Source organism: Streptomyces sp. NL15-2K (genome assembly GCF_030551255.1).
Lineage (GTDB): Bacteria > Actinomycetota > Actinomycetes > Streptomycetales > Streptomycetaceae > Streptomyces.
The window spans coordinates 2,570,088-2,585,838 of record NZ_CP130630.1; the positions used below are offsets into that span (position 1 = coordinate 2,570,088).

The 15,751-nt window shown below is 65.5% G+C and carries 10 protein-coding genes and 3 rRNA genes; 4 read left to right on the forward strand and 9 right to left on the reverse strand.

Annotated elements, in window-relative coordinates:
- Positions 1-95: 95 nt before the first annotated feature.
- Positions 96-1,124, reverse strand: a complete 1,029-nt coding sequence (locus Q4V64_RS11030) for an HAD hydrolase-like protein (protein ID WP_124443342.1) — start codon at positions 1,122-1,124, stop codon at positions 96-98.
- Between the two features lie 74 nt (positions 1,125-1,198).
- Between Q4V64_RS11030 and Q4V64_RS11035 the strand changes: the two genes are divergently transcribed.
- Positions 1,199-2,491, forward strand: a complete 1,293-nt coding sequence (locus Q4V64_RS11035) for a DUF1015 domain-containing protein (protein WP_124443341.1) — start codon at positions 1,199-1,201, stop codon at positions 2,489-2,491.
- A gap of 91 nt (positions 2,492-2,582) precedes the next feature.
- Here the strand turns inward: Q4V64_RS11035 and Q4V64_RS54920 are convergent, their stop codons facing one another.
- The 5 genes from Q4V64_RS54920 to Q4V64_RS11065 form a co-directional block, all read right to left on the reverse strand.
- Complete coding sequence (locus tag Q4V64_RS54920; protein WP_124443354.1) at positions 2,583-3,362, reverse strand: tetratricopeptide repeat protein; 780 nt, start codon at positions 3,360-3,362, stop codon at positions 2,583-2,585.
- Positions 3,363-4,665: 1,303 nt separating this feature from the next.
- A 5S ribosomal RNA gene (gene rrf, locus Q4V64_RS11050) occupies positions 4,666-4,782 on the reverse strand.
- 103 nt (positions 4,783-4,885) lie between these two features.
- A 23S ribosomal RNA gene (locus Q4V64_RS11055) occupies positions 4,886-8,007 on the reverse strand.
- A gap of 315 nt (positions 8,008-8,322) precedes the next feature.
- Positions 8,323-9,850, reverse strand: a 16S ribosomal RNA gene (locus Q4V64_RS11060).
- Together the 16S, 23S and 5S rRNA genes form the textbook arrangement of a ribosomal RNA operon.
- 504 nt (positions 9,851-10,354) lie before the next feature.
- Positions 10,355-10,996: a DNA-3-methyladenine glycosylase gene (locus tag Q4V64_RS11065; protein WP_124443340.1), complete on the reverse strand. Its 642-nt coding sequence runs from the start codon at positions 10,994-10,996 to the stop codon at positions 10,355-10,357.
- Between the two features lie 166 nt (positions 10,997-11,162).
- Between Q4V64_RS11065 and Q4V64_RS11070 the strand changes: the two genes are divergently transcribed.
- The 3 genes from Q4V64_RS11070 (at position 11,163) to Q4V64_RS11080 (ending at position 13,222) form a co-directional block, all read left to right on the forward strand.
- Positions 11,163-11,945 (forward strand): sporulation protein, encoded by a 783-nt coding sequence (locus tag Q4V64_RS11070; RefSeq protein WP_124443339.1) that lies wholly within the window; start codon positions 11,163-11,165, stop codon positions 11,943-11,945.
- A 42-nt stretch (positions 11,946-11,987) separates the two neighbouring features.
- Complete coding sequence (locus tag Q4V64_RS11075; RefSeq protein ID WP_124443338.1) at positions 11,988-12,527, forward strand: YbhB/YbcL family Raf kinase inhibitor-like protein; 540 nt, start codon at positions 11,988-11,990, stop codon at positions 12,525-12,527.
- Positions 12,528-12,715: 188 nt separating this feature from the next.
- Entirely contained in the window at positions 12,716-13,222 is a 507-nt protein-coding gene (locus Q4V64_RS11080; protein ID WP_124443337.1) for an HNH endonuclease, read from the forward strand.
- 74 nt (positions 13,223-13,296) lie between these two features.
- Here Q4V64_RS11080 and Q4V64_RS11085 read toward each other — a convergent pair whose 3' ends face one another.
- The 3 genes from Q4V64_RS11085 to Q4V64_RS11095 form a co-directional block, all read right to left on the reverse strand.
- On the reverse strand, positions 13,297-14,241 hold the full coding sequence (locus Q4V64_RS11085) for an SPFH domain-containing protein (RefSeq protein WP_124443336.1): 945 nt from the start codon (positions 14,239-14,241) through the stop codon (positions 13,297-13,299).
- Between the two features lie 143 nt (positions 14,242-14,384).
- Complete coding sequence (locus Q4V64_RS11090) at positions 14,385-14,816, reverse strand: NfeD family protein (protein WP_124443335.1); 432 nt, start codon at positions 14,814-14,816, stop codon at positions 14,385-14,387.
- A gap of 83 nt (positions 14,817-14,899) precedes the next feature.
- A complete protein-coding gene (locus tag Q4V64_RS11095; protein WP_124443334.1) occupies positions 14,900-15,697 on the reverse strand; it encodes an ABC transporter ATP-binding protein in 798 nt (265 codons plus the stop codon).
- Positions 15,698-15,751 lie beyond the last annotated feature (54 nt).

The following is a 15,751-nucleotide window of genomic DNA, read 5'->3' on the forward strand; positions in this document are numbered from 1 at the left end:
GGTTAGCCTACCCTCGCCTTCGGTCACGATCCCGAGGCCCGCAGCTCCCCGGGTTCACGGGTACGCGTGCCCACTCGAAGCCGTCCTACGCCGGCTCACAACCCCAGCCGTGCCAGCGCCTTCTCCCCGTCCAGCGCGCACACCCCCTCGCCTGCCGCCGTCCAGGCCGCCGCACAGAGCGCGCGCAGCCCGTCCAAAGCCTCGCCCTCACCGTCCAGTTCCAGCCGCTCGGCACCTGCCGTCGCCGTCCAGCCACCGCACCGGAAGCCGTCGCCCTCCTCGGTGACTTCCGGCTGCCCGGTGAGCAACCCCCGCAGATCGGCGTCGACATACGTCGGCCGGTGCTGCGGCGGCGCCGCGAGCAACTGCGCGCCATCGGTCACGCCGGTCAGGACGAGCAGCGAGTCGACCTCGCCGTTGAACGCGCCCTCGATGTCCGTGTCCAGCCGGTCCCCGACCACCAACGGGCGCTCGGCGCCCGTGCGCAGGATCGTCTCGCGATGCATCGGAGGCAACGGCTTGCCCGCCACCTGCGGCTCGGCACCGGTCGCGATCCGTACGACCTCCACCGCCGCGCCGTTGCCCGGAGCGATCCCGCGCCCACTCGGGATCGTCAGATCCGTGTTGGACGCGAACCACGGCACCCCGCGCGCGATGGCGTAGCACGCCTCGGCGAACCGGCCCCAGGGCAGCTCCGGCCCGCCGTACCCCTGCACGACCGCCGCCGGGTCGTCCTCCGCCGACTCCACCGGCTCCAGCCCGCGCTCGCGCAGCGCCACCCGCAGCCCCTCCCCGCCGACCACCAGCACGCGCGCACCCGTCGGCACCTGCTCGGCGATCAGCCGCGCCACCGCCTGCGCCGAGGTGATGACGTCCGATGCCGCCGTCGGTATGCCCAACTCGGTGAGATGCCCGGCAACCACATCAGGAGTCCGCAGCGCGTTGTTCGTGACGTACGCGAGATGCATCCCGCCGCCGCGCGCGATGGCGAGCGACTCGACCGCGTGAGCGATCGCGTTCCCGCCCGCGTACACCACCCCGTCCAGGTCGAGCAGGGCGGTGTCGTACGCCTCGCTCAGGGCCCGCCCACTGCCCTCGGGCCTCGTCCTGACGCCCTGGCTCATTACGCATCGCTCCTTGGTGTGGCTCGCTTTCCCCCGATCATCCCCCATGCCACTGACACCCGTACGATGCCGGGATGAACACAGCAGGTCACTCGGAAGCAACGGCGCGCCGAGGCCTGGAACTCACCCCGTTCCGAGGCCTTCGCTACGACCCCGACCGGGTCGGCAGCCTGGCGGCCGTGACTTCCCCTCCGTACGACGTCGTGGTCCGCCCCGACGGCCTGCACCAGCTCCAGTCCGCGGACCCGTACAACATCGTCCGGCTGATCCTCCCCCAGGCCACGACCCCCGCCGAACGCAACGAACAGGCGGCCCGCACCCTGCGCCGCTGGCTTTCCGAGGGAGTCCTGACCGCCGACCCCGATCCCGGCCTGTACGTCTACGAGCAGCGCGACGGCGACGGCATGCTCCAGCGCGGCATCATCGGCGCCCTGCACCTCTCGGAGCCGTCGGAGGGCGTGGTCCTGCCGCACGAGGACGTCATGCCGCATGTCGTCGCCGACCGCGCGGGCCTCATGCGCGCCACCTCCGCCAACCTGGAGCCCCTGCTCCTGACGTACCGCGGCAACGGCTCGGCGGCCGCCACCGCCGAGGTCGTCGAGCGCACCGCCGAAGAGCCCCCACTGCTCGCGACGACCACGGAGGACGGCTTCAGCCACCGCCTGTGGTCGGTCACCGAGCCGGCCGACATGGCCCGCGTCCAGTCCGACCTGGCCCGGCACCAGGCCCTGATCGCCGACGGCCACCACCGCTGGGCCACCTACCGGCGTCTACGCGCGGAGCACCCGTCCCCCGGCCCCTGGGACTACGGCCTGGTACTCCTCGTCGACACGGCCCGCTATCCCCTGCGCGTCCGCGCCATCCACCGTCTCCTGCACGGCCTGCGGGTGGCGGACGCCCTGGCCGCCGTGGAGACCCTGTTCCGCGTACGCCGCCTGGAAGTCCCCTTGGCGCAAGCCCTGGAGGACCTGGCCGACGCGGCCCGCGCGGGCAACGCGTTCCTGCTCGCCGGCGACGGCGCCTTCCACCTGATCGACCGCCCGGATCCCGGCCTCCTGACCCGTACGATCCCCGCCGACCGCCCCGCCGCCTGGCGCACCCTCGACGCGACGGTCCTGCACGCCACCCTCCTCGACGACGTCTGGCACATCCCCGAGGACGACCCGGCCCACATCGCCTACATCCACGACACGGCCGCCACGGTCGAGAAGGCCGAACGCGACGGCGGTACGGCCGTCCTGATGCACCCGGTCCGCGAGGAGGTCGTCCGCGATCTCGCCCGCCAGGGCGTCACGATGCCCCGCAAGTCGACGTCGTTCGGCCCGAAGCCGGCGTCGGGACTGGTACTGCGCGCACTGGACCTGTAACGGGCGAGGACATACGCAGCGGAGAGCGGAGAACGGAGATACGAAGGGGCGGGACCCGGTAGCCCGGATCCCGCCCCTTCACACACTGACGTCAGTCCTTTTCGTCGTCCTCGACGTCCTCGCCGTCCTCATGGTCCAGGACGTCCGCCACGGGCGCCTCGTGGGACTCGGCGTCGTCCTCGGCCTCGCTCTCGTCGAAGGCGTCGACGAACTCCACACCGTCCAACTCGGCAAGCCGGTCGGACGCGTCCGTGCTGCCGTCCTTGTCGGCCTCGACGGCCTTCGCGAACCACTCCCGCGCCTCACCCTCGCGCCCTGCGGCGAGCAGCGCGTCGGCGTACGCGTACCGCAGTCGCGCGGTCCACGGCTGCACGGAGTTGGACGCCAGCTCGGGGCTCTGCAACGTCACGATGGCGGCGTCGAGCTGCCCCAGGTCACGCCGGGCGCCGGCCACGACGAGGCGCATCTCCACCTGCCCGGCCTTGTCGAGCTTGTGCACCTCGGGCGCCCCGGCCATGTCCAGCGCCTTCTCCGGCCGCCCGAGCCCACGCTCGCAGTCGGCCATGACAGGCCACAGCTCCACGCTGCCGGTCATGCGCCGCGCGGCCCGGAACTCGGCGAGCGCCTCGCCGTACTTCTGGTTCGCGTACGCCGCGAACCCGGCCGCCTCTCGTACGGCCGCGACACGCGACGCCAACCGGAGGGCCACCCTGGAGTAGCCGTAGGCACCCTCAGGGTCCTCGTCGATGAGCCGGGCGACCATCACCAGGTTCTTGGCGACGTCCTCCGCGAGCGTCTTCGGCAGGCTCTGCAACTCCTGCCGTACATCCTTGTCGATCTCGTCGCCCGTGACGTCCTCGGGGATCGGCAGCCGCTTGATCGGCTCACGATCCCGGTCCCGCTCGTCCCGGAAACGGCCGCCACCGCGCCGGTCGTCGCCGCCGCGCCGGTCATCGCGACCACGGAAGCCACCGGGACGTCCACCACGGTCGTCCCGACGCGGCCCTCCACGGCCACCCCGGTCGTCCCGCCCGCGGTACCCACCACGCTCGCCCCGACTGTCGTCACGCCGGAAACCACCGCGGTCCCCACGGTCGTCAGTGCGGCGGTCGTCAGTGCGGCGGTCATCCCGCCGGTCATCACGCCGATCGTCACGCCGGAAACCACCACGGTCGTCCCGACGGTCCCCGCGGTCGTCGCGACGGAAACCGCGGTCACGGTCGCCGCCACGGAAGCCACCACGGTCACGGTCGTCACGACGGAAGCCGCCACGGTCACCGTCACGGCGCTCATCCCGCCGATCATCGCGACGGTCGTCACGGCGATCATCACGAGGGGCGTCCCGCCGGTCGTCGCGGCGATCGGCAGGACGGTCGTCACGGCGGAAACCGCCGCGGTCATCGCCCCGACGATCGTCACGACGCCCGTAACCACCCCGGTTGTCGTCGCGACGGAAGCCACCACGATCACCACCGGCACCACGGTAGCCGCCCCGGTCCCCACGCTCACCGCGGTCGTCCCGCCGGTCCCCGCGGTCGTCGCGGCGGAAGGGCGGACGGTCGCCATCGCGACGGACCCCACGGTCACGATCGTCCCGGCGCGGCCCACCCGAACGGTCGTCCCGACGGAACGCCGGACGAGGCCCACGGTCGCCTTCGCGTCGGTCATCACGCCGGCCGTACCCGCCCCGGCTGTCGTCACGACGGACACCGCCGCGATCCCCGCGGTCGTCGCCCCTGCGGTCATCGCGACGATCATCACGACGGTCGTCGCGGCGGTCGTCGCGCCGGTCGTCGCGCCGATCGGCGGGACGGTCGTCACGGCGGAAACCGCCGCGGTCATCGCCCCGACGATCGTCACGACGCCCGTAACCACCCCGGTTGTCGTCGCGACGGAAGCCACCACGATCACCACCGGCACCACGGTCACCACCGGCACCGCGGTAGCCGCCCCGGTCCCCACCCCGGTCGCTGCGACCGCCACGGTCACCACTGTCCCGTCGCCGCTGGTCGCGCTCCGGTCGGTCGTCGGGAGAGTTGGTGGACATGGGTGACTCCTGTCTTCTGTACCGCAAAGTCATTCTCGCGCAACCGAGTACCCGGCGCGCTCCGGAAAAACAAAAAGGACCCCTGGTCCCCAGCTGAACGCTGGTGACCAGGGGTCCTCCAAAAATTGTTCGGCGGCGTCCTACTCTCCCACAGGGTCCCCCCTGCAGTACCATCGGCGCTGTAAGGCTTAGCTTCCGGGTTCGGAATGTAACCGGGCGTTTCCCTCACGCTATAACCACCGAAACCCTATTGGTTTCGAGCGAACAAGCACACTCTTCAGTTGATGTTCAGCTCAATGCCGACAACGGTCGTTGTCTCAGAACTAACACAGTGGACGCGAGCAACTGAGGACAAGCCCTCGGCCTATTAGTACCGGTCAACTCCACACCTTACGGTGCTTCCATATCCGGCCTATCAACCCAGTCGTCTACTGGGAGCCTTAACCCCTCAAAGGGGGTGGGAGTCCTCATCTCGAAGCAGGCTTCCCGCTTAGATGCTTTCAGCGGTTATCCCTCCCGAACGTAGCCAACCAGCCATGCCCTTGGCAGAACAACTGGCACACCAGAGGTTCGTCCGTCCCGGTCCTCTCGTACTAGGGACAGCCCTTCTCAAGACTCCTACGCGCACAGCGGATAGGGACCGAACTGTCTCACGACGTTCTAAACCCAGCTCGCGTACCGCTTTAATGGGCGAACAGCCCAACCCTTGGGACCGACTCCAGCCCCAGGATGCGACGAGCCGACATCGAGGTGCCAAACCATCCCGTCGATATGGACTCTTGGGGAAGATCAGCCTGTTATCCCCGGGGTACCTTTTATCCGTTGAGCGACGGCGCTTCCACAAGCCACCGCCGGATCACTAGTCCCGACTTTCGTCCCTGCTCGACCCGTCGGTCTCACAGTCAAGCTCCCTTGTGCACTTACACTCAACACCTGATTACCAACCAGGCTGAGGGAACCTTTGGGCGCCTCCGTTACTCTTTAGGAGGCAACCGCCCCAGTTAAACTACCCATCAGACACTGTCCCTGATCCGGATCACGGACCCAGGTTAGACATCCAGCACGACCAGACTGGTATTTCAACGACGACTCCACCACCACTGGCGTGACAGCTTCAAAGTCTCCCAGCTATCCTACACAAGCCGAACCGAACACCAATATCAAACTGTAGTAAAGGTCCCGGGGTCTTTCCGTCCTGCTGCGCGAAACGAGCATCTTTACTCGTAGTGCAATTTCACCGGGCCTATGGTTGAGACAGTCGAGAAGTCGTTACGCCATTCGTGCAGGTCGGAACTTACCCGACAAGGAATTTCGCTACCTTAGGATGGTTATAGTTACCACCGCCGTTTACTGGCGCTTAAGTTCTCAGCTTCGCCCGACCGAAATCGGACTAACCGGTCCCCTTAACGTTCCAGCACCGGGCAGGCGTCAGTCCGTATACATCGCCTTACGGCTTCGCACGGACCTGTGTTTTTAGTAAACAGTCGCTTCTCGCTGGTCTCTGCGGCCACCCCCAGCTCCAGGCGCAAAGCCCTTCACCGGACATGGCCCCCCTTCTCCCGAAGTTACGGGGGCATTTTGCCGAGTTCCTTAACCATAGTTCACCCGAACGCCTCGGTATTCTCTACCTGACCACCTGAGTCGGTTTAGGGTACGGGCCGCCATGAAACTCGCTAGAGGCTTTTCTCGACAGCATAGGATCATCCACTTCACCACAATCGGCTCGGCATCAGGTCTCAGCCTTAACGGTGTACGGATTTACCTGCACACCGGCCTACACCCTTACCCCGGGACAACCACCGCCCGGGATGGACTACCTTCCTGCGTCACCCCATCACTCACCTACTACCAGCTCGGGCCACCGGCTCCACCACTTTCCATTCCCCGAAGGGTCCGGAACGGCTTCACGGGCTTAGCATCACTGGATTCAATGTTTGACGCTTCACAGCGGGTACCGGAATATCAACCGGTTATCCATCGACTACGCCTGTCGGCCTCGCCTTAGGTCCCGACTTACCCTGGGCAGATCAGCTTGACCCAGGAACCCTTAGTCAATCGGCGCACACGTTTCCCACGTGTGTATCGCTACTCATGCCTGCATTCTCACTCGTCAACCGTCCACAACTCGCTTCCGCGGCTGCTTCACCCGGCAGACGACGCTCCCCTACCCATCCATACGGGCGTTGGCCCTCATGTATGAATGACACGACTTCGGCGGTACGCTTGAGCCCCGCTACATTGTCGGCGCGGAATCACTTGACCAGTGAGCTATTACGCACTCTTTCAAGGGTGGCTGCTTCTAAGCCAACCTCCTGGTTGTCTGTGCGACTCCACATCCTTTCCCACTTAGCGTACGCTTAGGGGCCTTAGTCGATGCTCTGGGCTGTTTCCCTCTCGACCATGGAGCTTATCCCCCACAGTCTCACTGCCGCGCTCTCACTTACCGGCATTCGGAGTTTGGCTAAGGTCAGTAACCCGGTAGGGCCCATCGCCTATCCAGTGCTCTACCTCCGGCAAGAAACACACGACGCTGCACCTAAATGCATTTCGGGGAGAACCAGCTATCACGGAGTTTGATTGGCCTTTCACCCCTAACCACAGGTCATCCCCCAGGTTTTCAACCCTGGTGGGTTCGGTCCTCCACGACCTCTTACAGCCGCTTCAACCTGCCCATGGCTAGATCACTCCGCTTCGGGTCTTGAGCATGCTACTAAAACGCCCTGTTCGGACTCGCTTTCGCTACGGCTTCCCCACACGGGTTAACCTCGCAACACACCGCAAACTCGCAGGCTCATTCTTCAAAAGGCACGCAGTCACGAGACAAACACAAGTGCTTGCCCGACGCTCCCACGGCTTGTAGGCACACGGTTTCAGGTACTATTTCACTCCGCTCCCGCGGTACTTTTCACCATTCCCTCACGGTACTATCCGCTATCGGTCACCAGGGAATATTTAGGCTTAGCGGGTGGTCCCGCCAGATTCACACGGGATTTCTCGGGCCCCGTGCTACTTGGGTGTCTCTCCAACGAGCCGCTGACGTTTCGACTACGGGGGTCTTACCCTCTACGCCGGACCTTTCGCATGTCCTTCGCCTACATCAACGGTTTCTGACTCGTCCCACGGCCGGCAGACCGTGAAAGAGAGATCCCACAACCCCGCATACGCAACCCCTGCCGGGTCTCACACGTATACGGTTTAGCCTCATCCGGTTTCGCTCGCCACTACTCCCGGAATCACGGTTGTTTTCTCTTCCTGCGGGTACTGAGATGTTTCACTTCCCCGCGTTCCCTCCACATACCCTATGTGTTCAGGTATGGGTGACAGCCCATGACGACTGCCGGGTTTCCCCATTCGGACACCCCCGGATCAAAGCCTGGTTGACGACTCCCCGGGGCCTATCGTGGCCTCCCACGTCCTTCATCGGTTCCTGGTACCAAGGCATCCACCGTGCGCCCTTAAAAACTTGGCCACAGATGCTCGCGTCCACTGTGCAGTTCTCAAACAACGACCAGCCACCCATCACCCCCGGAATTGATCCGGAGTTCACTGGGGCCGGCACCCGAAGACAGACCTTGCGGCCGTGCCCTCAGACACCCAACAGCGTGCCCGACACCCTCACCGCTCCCCTCAACGTTCCACGCTCCGAAGAGCAGTACTAGAAGGAGAAGACGATCAAGTGTGCCGAGTAGTCAACGTTCCACCCATGAGCAACCAGCACCGGACGTTCGCCAATGAACTGGCCTCTGAACCAGCCCCGAAGGACCGGCTGAGAAGTGCTCCTTAGAAAGGAGGTGATCCAGCCGCACCTTCCGGTACGGCTACCTTGTTACGACTTCGTCCCAATCGCCAGTCCCACCTTCGACAGCTCCCTCCCCACAAGGGGGTTGGGCCACCGGCTTCGGGTGTTACCGACTTTCGTGACGTGACGGGCGGTGTGTACAAGGCCCGGGAACGTATTCACCGCAGCAATGCTGATCTGCGATTACTAGCAACTCCGACTTCATGGGGTCGAGTTGCAGACCCCAATCCGAACTGAGACCGGCTTTTTGAGATTCGCTCCACCTCACGGTATCGCAGCTCATTGTACCGGCCATTGTAGCACGTGTGCAGCCCAAGACATAAGGGGCATGATGACTTGACGTCGTCCCCACCTTCCTCCGAGTTGACCCCGGCGGTCTCCTGTGAGTCCCCATCACCCCGAAGGGCATGCTGGCAACACAGAACAAGGGTTGCGCTCGTTGCGGGACTTAACCCAACATCTCACGACACGAGCTGACGACAGCCATGCACCACCTGTACACCGACCACAAGGGGGCGCCCATCTCTGGACGTTTCCGGTGTATGTCAAGCCTTGGTAAGGTTCTTCGCGTTGCGTCGAATTAAGCCACATGCTCCGCTGCTTGTGCGGGCCCCCGTCAATTCCTTTGAGTTTTAGCCTTGCGGCCGTACTCCCCAGGCGGGGAACTTAATGCGTTAGCTGCGGCACCGACGACGTGGAATGTCGCCAACACCTAGTTCCCACCGTTTACGGCGTGGACTACCAGGGTATCTAATCCTGTTCGCTCCCCACGCTTTCGCTCCTCAGCGTCAGTAATGGCCCAGAGATCCGCCTTCGCCACCGGTGTTCCTCCTGATATCTGCGCATTTCACCGCTACACCAGGAATTCCGATCTCCCCTACCACACTCTAGCTAGCCCGTATCGAATGCAGACCCGGGGTTAAGCCCCGGGCTTTCACACCCGACGTGACAAGCCGCCTACGAGCTCTTTACGCCCAATAATTCCGGACAACGCTTGCGCCCTACGTATTACCGCGGCTGCTGGCACGTAGTTAGCCGGCGCTTCTTCTGCAGGTACCGTCACTTTCGCTTCTTCCCTGCTGAAAGAGGTTTACAACCCGAAGGCCGTCATCCCTCACGCGGCGTCGCTGCATCAGGCTTTCGCCCATTGTGCAATATTCCCCACTGCTGCCTCCCGTAGGAGTCTGGGCCGTGTCTCAGTCCCAGTGTGGCCGGTCGCCCTCTCAGGCCGGCTACCCGTCGTCGCCTTGGTGAGCCATTACCTCACCAACAAGCTGATAGGCCGCGGGCTCATCCTTCACCGCCGGAGCTTTCAACCCTCGCAGATGCCCACGAGAGTGCTATCCGGTATTAGACCCCGTTTCCAGGGCTTGTCCCAGAGTGAAGGGCAGATTGCCCACGTGTTACTCACCCGTTCGCCACTAATCCCCACCGAAGTGGTTCATCGTTCGACTTGCATGTGTTAAGCACGCCGCCAGCGTTCGTCCTGAGCCAGGATCAAACTCTCCGTGAATGTTTACCGGTTATCCGGTCGACACCACGAGAGCGGAACCTCCGGGCGGAATAAGCCCGACGGTTCACAGCGTCCTCGCTGTGTATTCTTCAAAGGAACCTCGCCACCGGAAAGATCCGATGGACGGGGTATCAACATATCTGGCGTTGACTTTTGGCACGCTGTTGAGTTCTCAAGGAACGGACGCTTCCTTTGTACTCACCCGAGAGACTCTCTCGCGGCTTTCCTCCGGGCGCTTCCCTTCGGTCTTACGTTTCCGACTCTATCAGATCCTTTCGGGCCTGATTCCCAGTCGGCGGGGCCTTTCGACATTCACTACGTTAACCGATCCCCGAGCCAGCTCATAATCGAGTTCCGCGAGTTCTGAATTCAGGCATGCGGACATACCGAATTTGCCCTCGCTGGAGGGGAGTCGTAGGTAGTGGGTTGGCCGCTTCCGACTGCTGGCTTTCGCCGTACCCGGTTCAGCGGCTTGGGCTACGTTACGCACCTTCGGAGGGCGAGTCAACTTCGGCGGCGCCTGGGGGCATGAGCCCGATAAGGGCTCACCGTCCGGTCGTTGGCGATCCAGTAACGCCAGGGATGGACGGCCCCGTCGCCGGCCACACCGGTGCGCGGGCCGCTGAGTACCTGGTCGGGGGGCACGGAGCTGCCCGTCACCACCCGCAGCGGCGTATCGCCGGCCGCGCACGCGTCCGTGCCGTCCAGGCCTCGGTCGACGCCCAGGGCCGTGGCCAGGCGGGCCGGGCCTTTGGCCAGTTCGTTGTCGTTTCGGGCCGAGAGTCGACGTTTGCGAGCCAGTTCGGCGCCTTCGATGATCTCCCCGGCACGGAGGAGGACGGCGCTGGCTCGGCCCTCGGGACCGCACACGAGGTTCATGCAGAACCACATGCCATAGGTGAAGTAGACATAGACGTGTCCAGGCGGACCGAACATCACGCCGTTGCGGGCCGTGCGGCCGCGATAGGCATGGGAGCCGGGGTCGTTCGGGCCGTCGTAGGCCTCGACCTCCGTGAGGCGGAGGGTGATCGGACCGTCCGGGGTGGTGCGCACGAGGATGCGGCCGAGGAGGTCGGGTGCGACCTCCAGTACGGGCCGGTCGAAGAACTCTCGGGGCAGGGGCGTACGGTCGGGGGTCGCGATCATGCCCTCCGAGGGTAGTGCAGACGGGTGGGTGCGACGGGGTGGTCGGGGGGCGTTCGTCTTGCCAGGGTGGGGCGCGGAACCGGCCGCAGCCGGATCGCGTTTGTATGGATCAAGGGTCCGCGCGCGTGAAGCGCAGGAAGCTCAAGAAGCAGGACGAGGGAGAGACATGGCGTTCAAGAAGCTGCTCGCGAGCCTGGGGGCCGGCGGGGCTTCGGTGGAGACGGTGCTGACCGAGGTCAACGTCGTTCCGGGCGGTGTCGTCCAGGGTGAGGTGCGGATCCAGGGCGGGTCCGTCGACCAGCAGATCGAGGCGTTGTCCGTCGGGTTGCAGGCCAAGGTCGAGGTCGAGAGCGGCGACCAGGAGTACAAGCAGGACATCGAATTCACCAAGCAGCAGCTCGGCGGGGCCTTCGAGCTGAAGGCGAACGCCGTCCACGCGGTGCCGTTCGGGCTGGAGATCCCGTGGGAGACGCCGATCACGATGATCGACGGGCGCGCGCTGCCGTCGATGCACATCGGTGTGTCCACGGAGCTGGAGATCGCCCGCGCGGTGGACTCCGGTGACCTGGACCCGGTCAACGTGCACCCGCTGCCCGCACAGAAAGCGATCCTGGACGCGTTCATCCAGCTGGGCTTCCGTTTCAAGAACGCGGACATGGAGCGCGGCCACATTCGCGGGACGCGGCAGAAGCTGCCCTTCTACCAGGAGATCGAATTCCTGCCGCCGCAGCAGTACCGGGGGCTGAACCAGGTGGAGCTGAGCTTCGTCGCGGACCAGAGCGTGATGGACGTCGTCCTGGAAATGGACAAGAAGCCGGGTCTGTTCAGCGAGGGCAGTGACACCTTCCGCTCGTTCCAGGTGGGTCTGCACGACTACCAGGGCACGGACTGGGTGGCGTACCTCAACCAGTGGCTGTCCGAAGTCGGCAGCAAGCGCAACTGGTTCTAGGCTCGGAACCACTGACTCCAGAACCGATCAGGAGGTACCGAGGTGACCGAGCTCAAGAGGCGGCCGCTCCCCCATGACTTCCATCCGCCCGTGCCGTCGTTCACGGTGACGAGCGAGGACGTCGCGGAGGGTGCGACGCTCAAGGACGCTCAGGTCTACGCGGCCGGCAACACCTCGCCGCAGCTGCGGTGGGAGGGCTTCCCGCCCGAGACCAAGAGTTTCGCCGTGACCTGCTACGACCCAGACGCCCCAACGGGCAGCGGGTTCTGGCACTGGGTGGTGTTCGACATTCCGGCCTCGGTGACCGAGTTGCCGGCGGGTGCGGGCAGCGGCAAGTTCGAGGGGCTGCCCGAGAGGGCCGTACAGGCGCGCAGCGACTACGGGTCGAAGGACTTCGGTGGTGCCGCGCCGCCGCCCGGCGACGGACCGCACCGGTACGTGTTCACGGTGTACGCCGTGGATCAGGAGAAGCTCGGTCCCGACGCGGACGCGACGCCTGCCTTCGTGGGCTTCAACCTGCGGTTCCACACGATCGCGCGCGCCCAGCTGATCGGTGAGTACGAGGTGCCCGCCGAAGCCTGACGTTCATGGAACGTTTGCCCGCTCCTGGTCTTGGAAGTGATCAGGGGCGGGCATTTTTGTTGCCGGGGGTCGCGGGGGTCACCCCTCGCGGAGCAGCAGATATTGCGTTGTCCATCTCGGCGTGCCCGGCCAGAGTTGATCCCAGCCCGCCAAGGGGTGGGCCGGTGCACACGGGAGGTGGGCTGGTGATGCGGGACACGCTGGTACTGAACGCGAGCTTCGAGCCGCTGTCGACGGTGACGTTGAACCGAGCCGTCGTTCTGGTGCTTCAGGACAAGGCCGTCGTCGAGCAGTCCCACCCCGAACTGCGCATGCGCGGAGCCGCGGTCGACATACCGGCGCCCCGGGTGATCAGGCTGTGCAGGTACGTACGGGTGCCCTTCCGAAGACAAGCTCCGTGGTCGAGGCGGGGTGTCCTGGTGCGCGACCGGCACCGGTGCGCGTACTGCGGCCGGCGGGCGACGACCGTGGACCACGTGGTGCCGCGGTCGCAGGGCGGTCAGGACACCTGGCTGAACACGGTGGCCTCGTGCGCGGAGGACAACCACCGCAAGGCCAACCGGACTCCGGAGCAGGCGGGCATGCCGCTGCTGCGGGAGCCGTTCGAGCCGACGCCGGCGGACGCGATGCTGCTGGCGCTGGGGCAGGACGACTTCGAGGCGCTGCCGGAGTGGCTGGCGCAGCCGGCAGCCTAGGCCGCAGCCGTACGTGGATCTGGGGCCCGCCTCCCGAAGCAGGAGGCGGGCCCCAGTCTCGTACAAGAACGTCGTCAGTCGATCGACGGCTTCTCGCGGCGTTCCGTGCCCGTGCCGCCGTTGCCACCGCCCTGACCTCCGACCATCGGGCCGAAGTTGCCCATGGCACCGCTCAGTCCCTTGAGCGCGTCGCCGATCTCGCTGGGCACGATCCACAGCTTGTTGGCGTCGCCCTCGGCGATCTTCGGGAGCATCTGGAGGTACTGGTAGGCGAGGAGCTTCTGGTCCGCGTCACCGGCGTGGATGGACTCGAAGACCGTACGGATGGCCTGGGCCTCGCCCTCGGCGCGCAGGGCGGCGGCCTTGGCCTCACCCTCGGCGCGCAGGATCTGGGACTGCTTCTCACCTTCGGCGGTGAGGATCGCGGCCTGGCGCGTACCTTCGGCGGTGAGGATGGCGGCGCGCTTGTCCCGGTCGGCGCGCATCTGCTTCTCCATCGAGTCCTGGATGGAGGTCGGGGGCTCGATGGCCTTCAGTTCCACGCGGTTGACGCGGATGCCCCACTTGCCGGTGGCCTCGTCGAGGACGCCGCGCAGGGCCGCGTTGATCTCCTCGCGGGAGGTCAGGGTCCGCTCCAGGTCCATGCCACCGATGATGTTGCGGAGCGTGGTGACGGTGAGCTGCTCGATCGCCTGGATGTAGCTGGCGACTTCATACGTCGCCGCCCGGGCGTCGGTCACCTGGTAGTAGATGACCGTGTCGATGTTGACCACCAGGTTGTCCTGGGTGATCACCGGCTGGGGCGGGAACGGGACGACCTGTTCACGCAGGTCGATGCGGTTGCGGATGGTGTCGATGAACGGGACGACGATGTTGAGTCCCGCGTTGAGTGTCCGCGTGTAGCGGCCGAAGCGCTCCACAATGGCGGCGCTCGCCTGCGGGATGACCTGGATCGTCTTGATCAGGGCGATGAAGACCAACACCACCAGAATGATCAAGACGATGATGACCGGTTCCATCGTGCTCTCCCCGTACCCTTCTCCGCCTCGGCGCCTTCGGAAAGATCTTATGCTTGTTGAAGATCTTGCTGGTCGAGTGTGACAGACCGTCGTGTAACTCGTAGTGCGTTCGGTTCAGTTACGTCTTGCCCCAACTGACGAGGTCACATGACGATCGCCGTGGCCCCCTCGATGTCCACGACGTCCACTTCTTGGCCCACTTCGTAGGCACGGTCGGTGTCGAGGGAGCGGGCGGACCAGACTTCCCCGGCGAGCTTGATCCGGCCGCCGGCGCCGTCTACGCGCTCCAGTACGACGGCCTGCTTGCCCTTCAAGGCGTCCACACCCGTGGCGAGTTGGGGTCGCTGTGCGCGGTGCCGGGTGGCGACGGGCCGCACTACGGCGATGAGGGCGACCGAGACGACGGCGAAGACGAGCACTTGGACAACGACGCCGCCGCCGAGTCCGGCCGCCGCCGCGGCGGCGAGGGCGCCCACGGCGAGCATGCCGAGTTCCGGCATCGCCGTCACCACGAGCGGGATTCCGAGTGCTGCCGCGCCGATGAGCCACCACACCCATGCGTCGATGTCGTTCACATGGTCATGGTAGGTCCGCGGGTCCTGCCTCCGACAGGGCGCACGTGCGTTGAAACGGGCTTCTTACCCGGGAGTTGGGGGTGTCAGGACATCGGGAGGCCCTGCGCGGTCCAGCGGTCGCCCACCTGTTCGACGACGAGAGGGAGGCCGAAGCAGAGGGAGAGGTTGCGGGAGGTGAGCTCCAGCTCCAGCGGACCGGCGGCGAGGACCTTGCCCTGGCGGATCATCAGGACGTGGGTGAAGCCGGGGGCGATCTCCTCGACGTGGTGGGTGACCATCAGCATCGAGGGGGCGATCGGGTCGCGGGCGAGGCGGCCGAGACGGCGTACGAGGTCCTCGCGGCCGCCGAGGTCGAGGCCGGCGGCGGGCTCGTCGAGCAGGAGCAGCTCGGGGTCGGTCATCAGGGCGCGGGCGATGAGGGTGCGCTTGCGCTCGCCCTCGGAGAGCGTGCCGAACTTGCGCTCCAGGTAGTCGCTCATGCCCAGGCGGTCGAGGAAGGCGCGGGCGCGCTGCTCGTCGATCTCCTCGTAGTCCTCCTGCCAGGTGGCCGTCATGCCGTACGCGGCGGTCAGTACGGTCTGCAGGACGGTCTGGCGCTTGGGCAGCTTATCGGCCATCGCGATGCCGGCCACGCCGATGCGGGGGCGCAGCTCGAAGACGTCGGTGCCCGGCGTGCCGAGGGTCTCGCCGAGGATGGTGGCGGTGCCCTTGCTGGGGTAGACGTAGCTGGAGGCGACGTTCAGGAGGGTGGTCTTGCCGGCGCCGTTCGGGCCCAGGATGACCCAGCGCTCGCCCTCCTTGACCGACCAGGAGACCTGGTCCACCAGAGCCCGGCCCTCGCGGACCACGGATACGTCCTGAAGCTCCAGAACATCGCTCATGAGCGCGTTGTCTCCCCTTGCAGTGTGGCCGGTCTCGGCTCTCGCGTAAGCCTG

Excerpts from the sequence above, each read along its gene's own strand:
- Q4V64_RS11030 (WP_124443342.1), bottom strand. The coding sequence starts at position 1,124 with ATGAGCCAGGGCGTCAGGACGAGGCCCGAGGGCAGTGGGCGGGCCCTG.
- Q4V64_RS11035 (WP_124443341.1), top strand. The coding sequence starts at position 1,199 with ATGAACACAGCAGGTCACTCGGAAGCAACGGCGCGCCGAGGCCTGGAA.
- Q4V64_RS11065 (WP_124443340.1), bottom strand. The coding sequence starts at position 10,996 with ATGATCGCGACCCCCGACCGTACGCCCCTGCCCCGAGAGTTCTTCGAC.
- Q4V64_RS11070 (WP_124443339.1), top strand. The coding sequence starts at position 11,163 with ATGGCGTTCAAGAAGCTGCTCGCGAGCCTGGGGGCCGGCGGGGCTTCG.
- Q4V64_RS11080 (WP_124443337.1), top strand. The coding sequence starts at position 12,716 with ATGCGGGACACGCTGGTACTGAACGCGAGCTTCGAGCCGCTGTCGACG.
- Q4V64_RS11085 (WP_124443336.1), bottom strand. The coding sequence starts at position 14,241 with ATGGAACCGGTCATCATCGTCTTGATCATTCTGGTGGTGTTGGTCTTC.
- Q4V64_RS11095 (WP_124443334.1), bottom strand. The coding sequence starts at position 15,697 with ATGAGCGATGTTCTGGAGCTTCAGGACGTATCCGTGGTCCGCGAGGGC.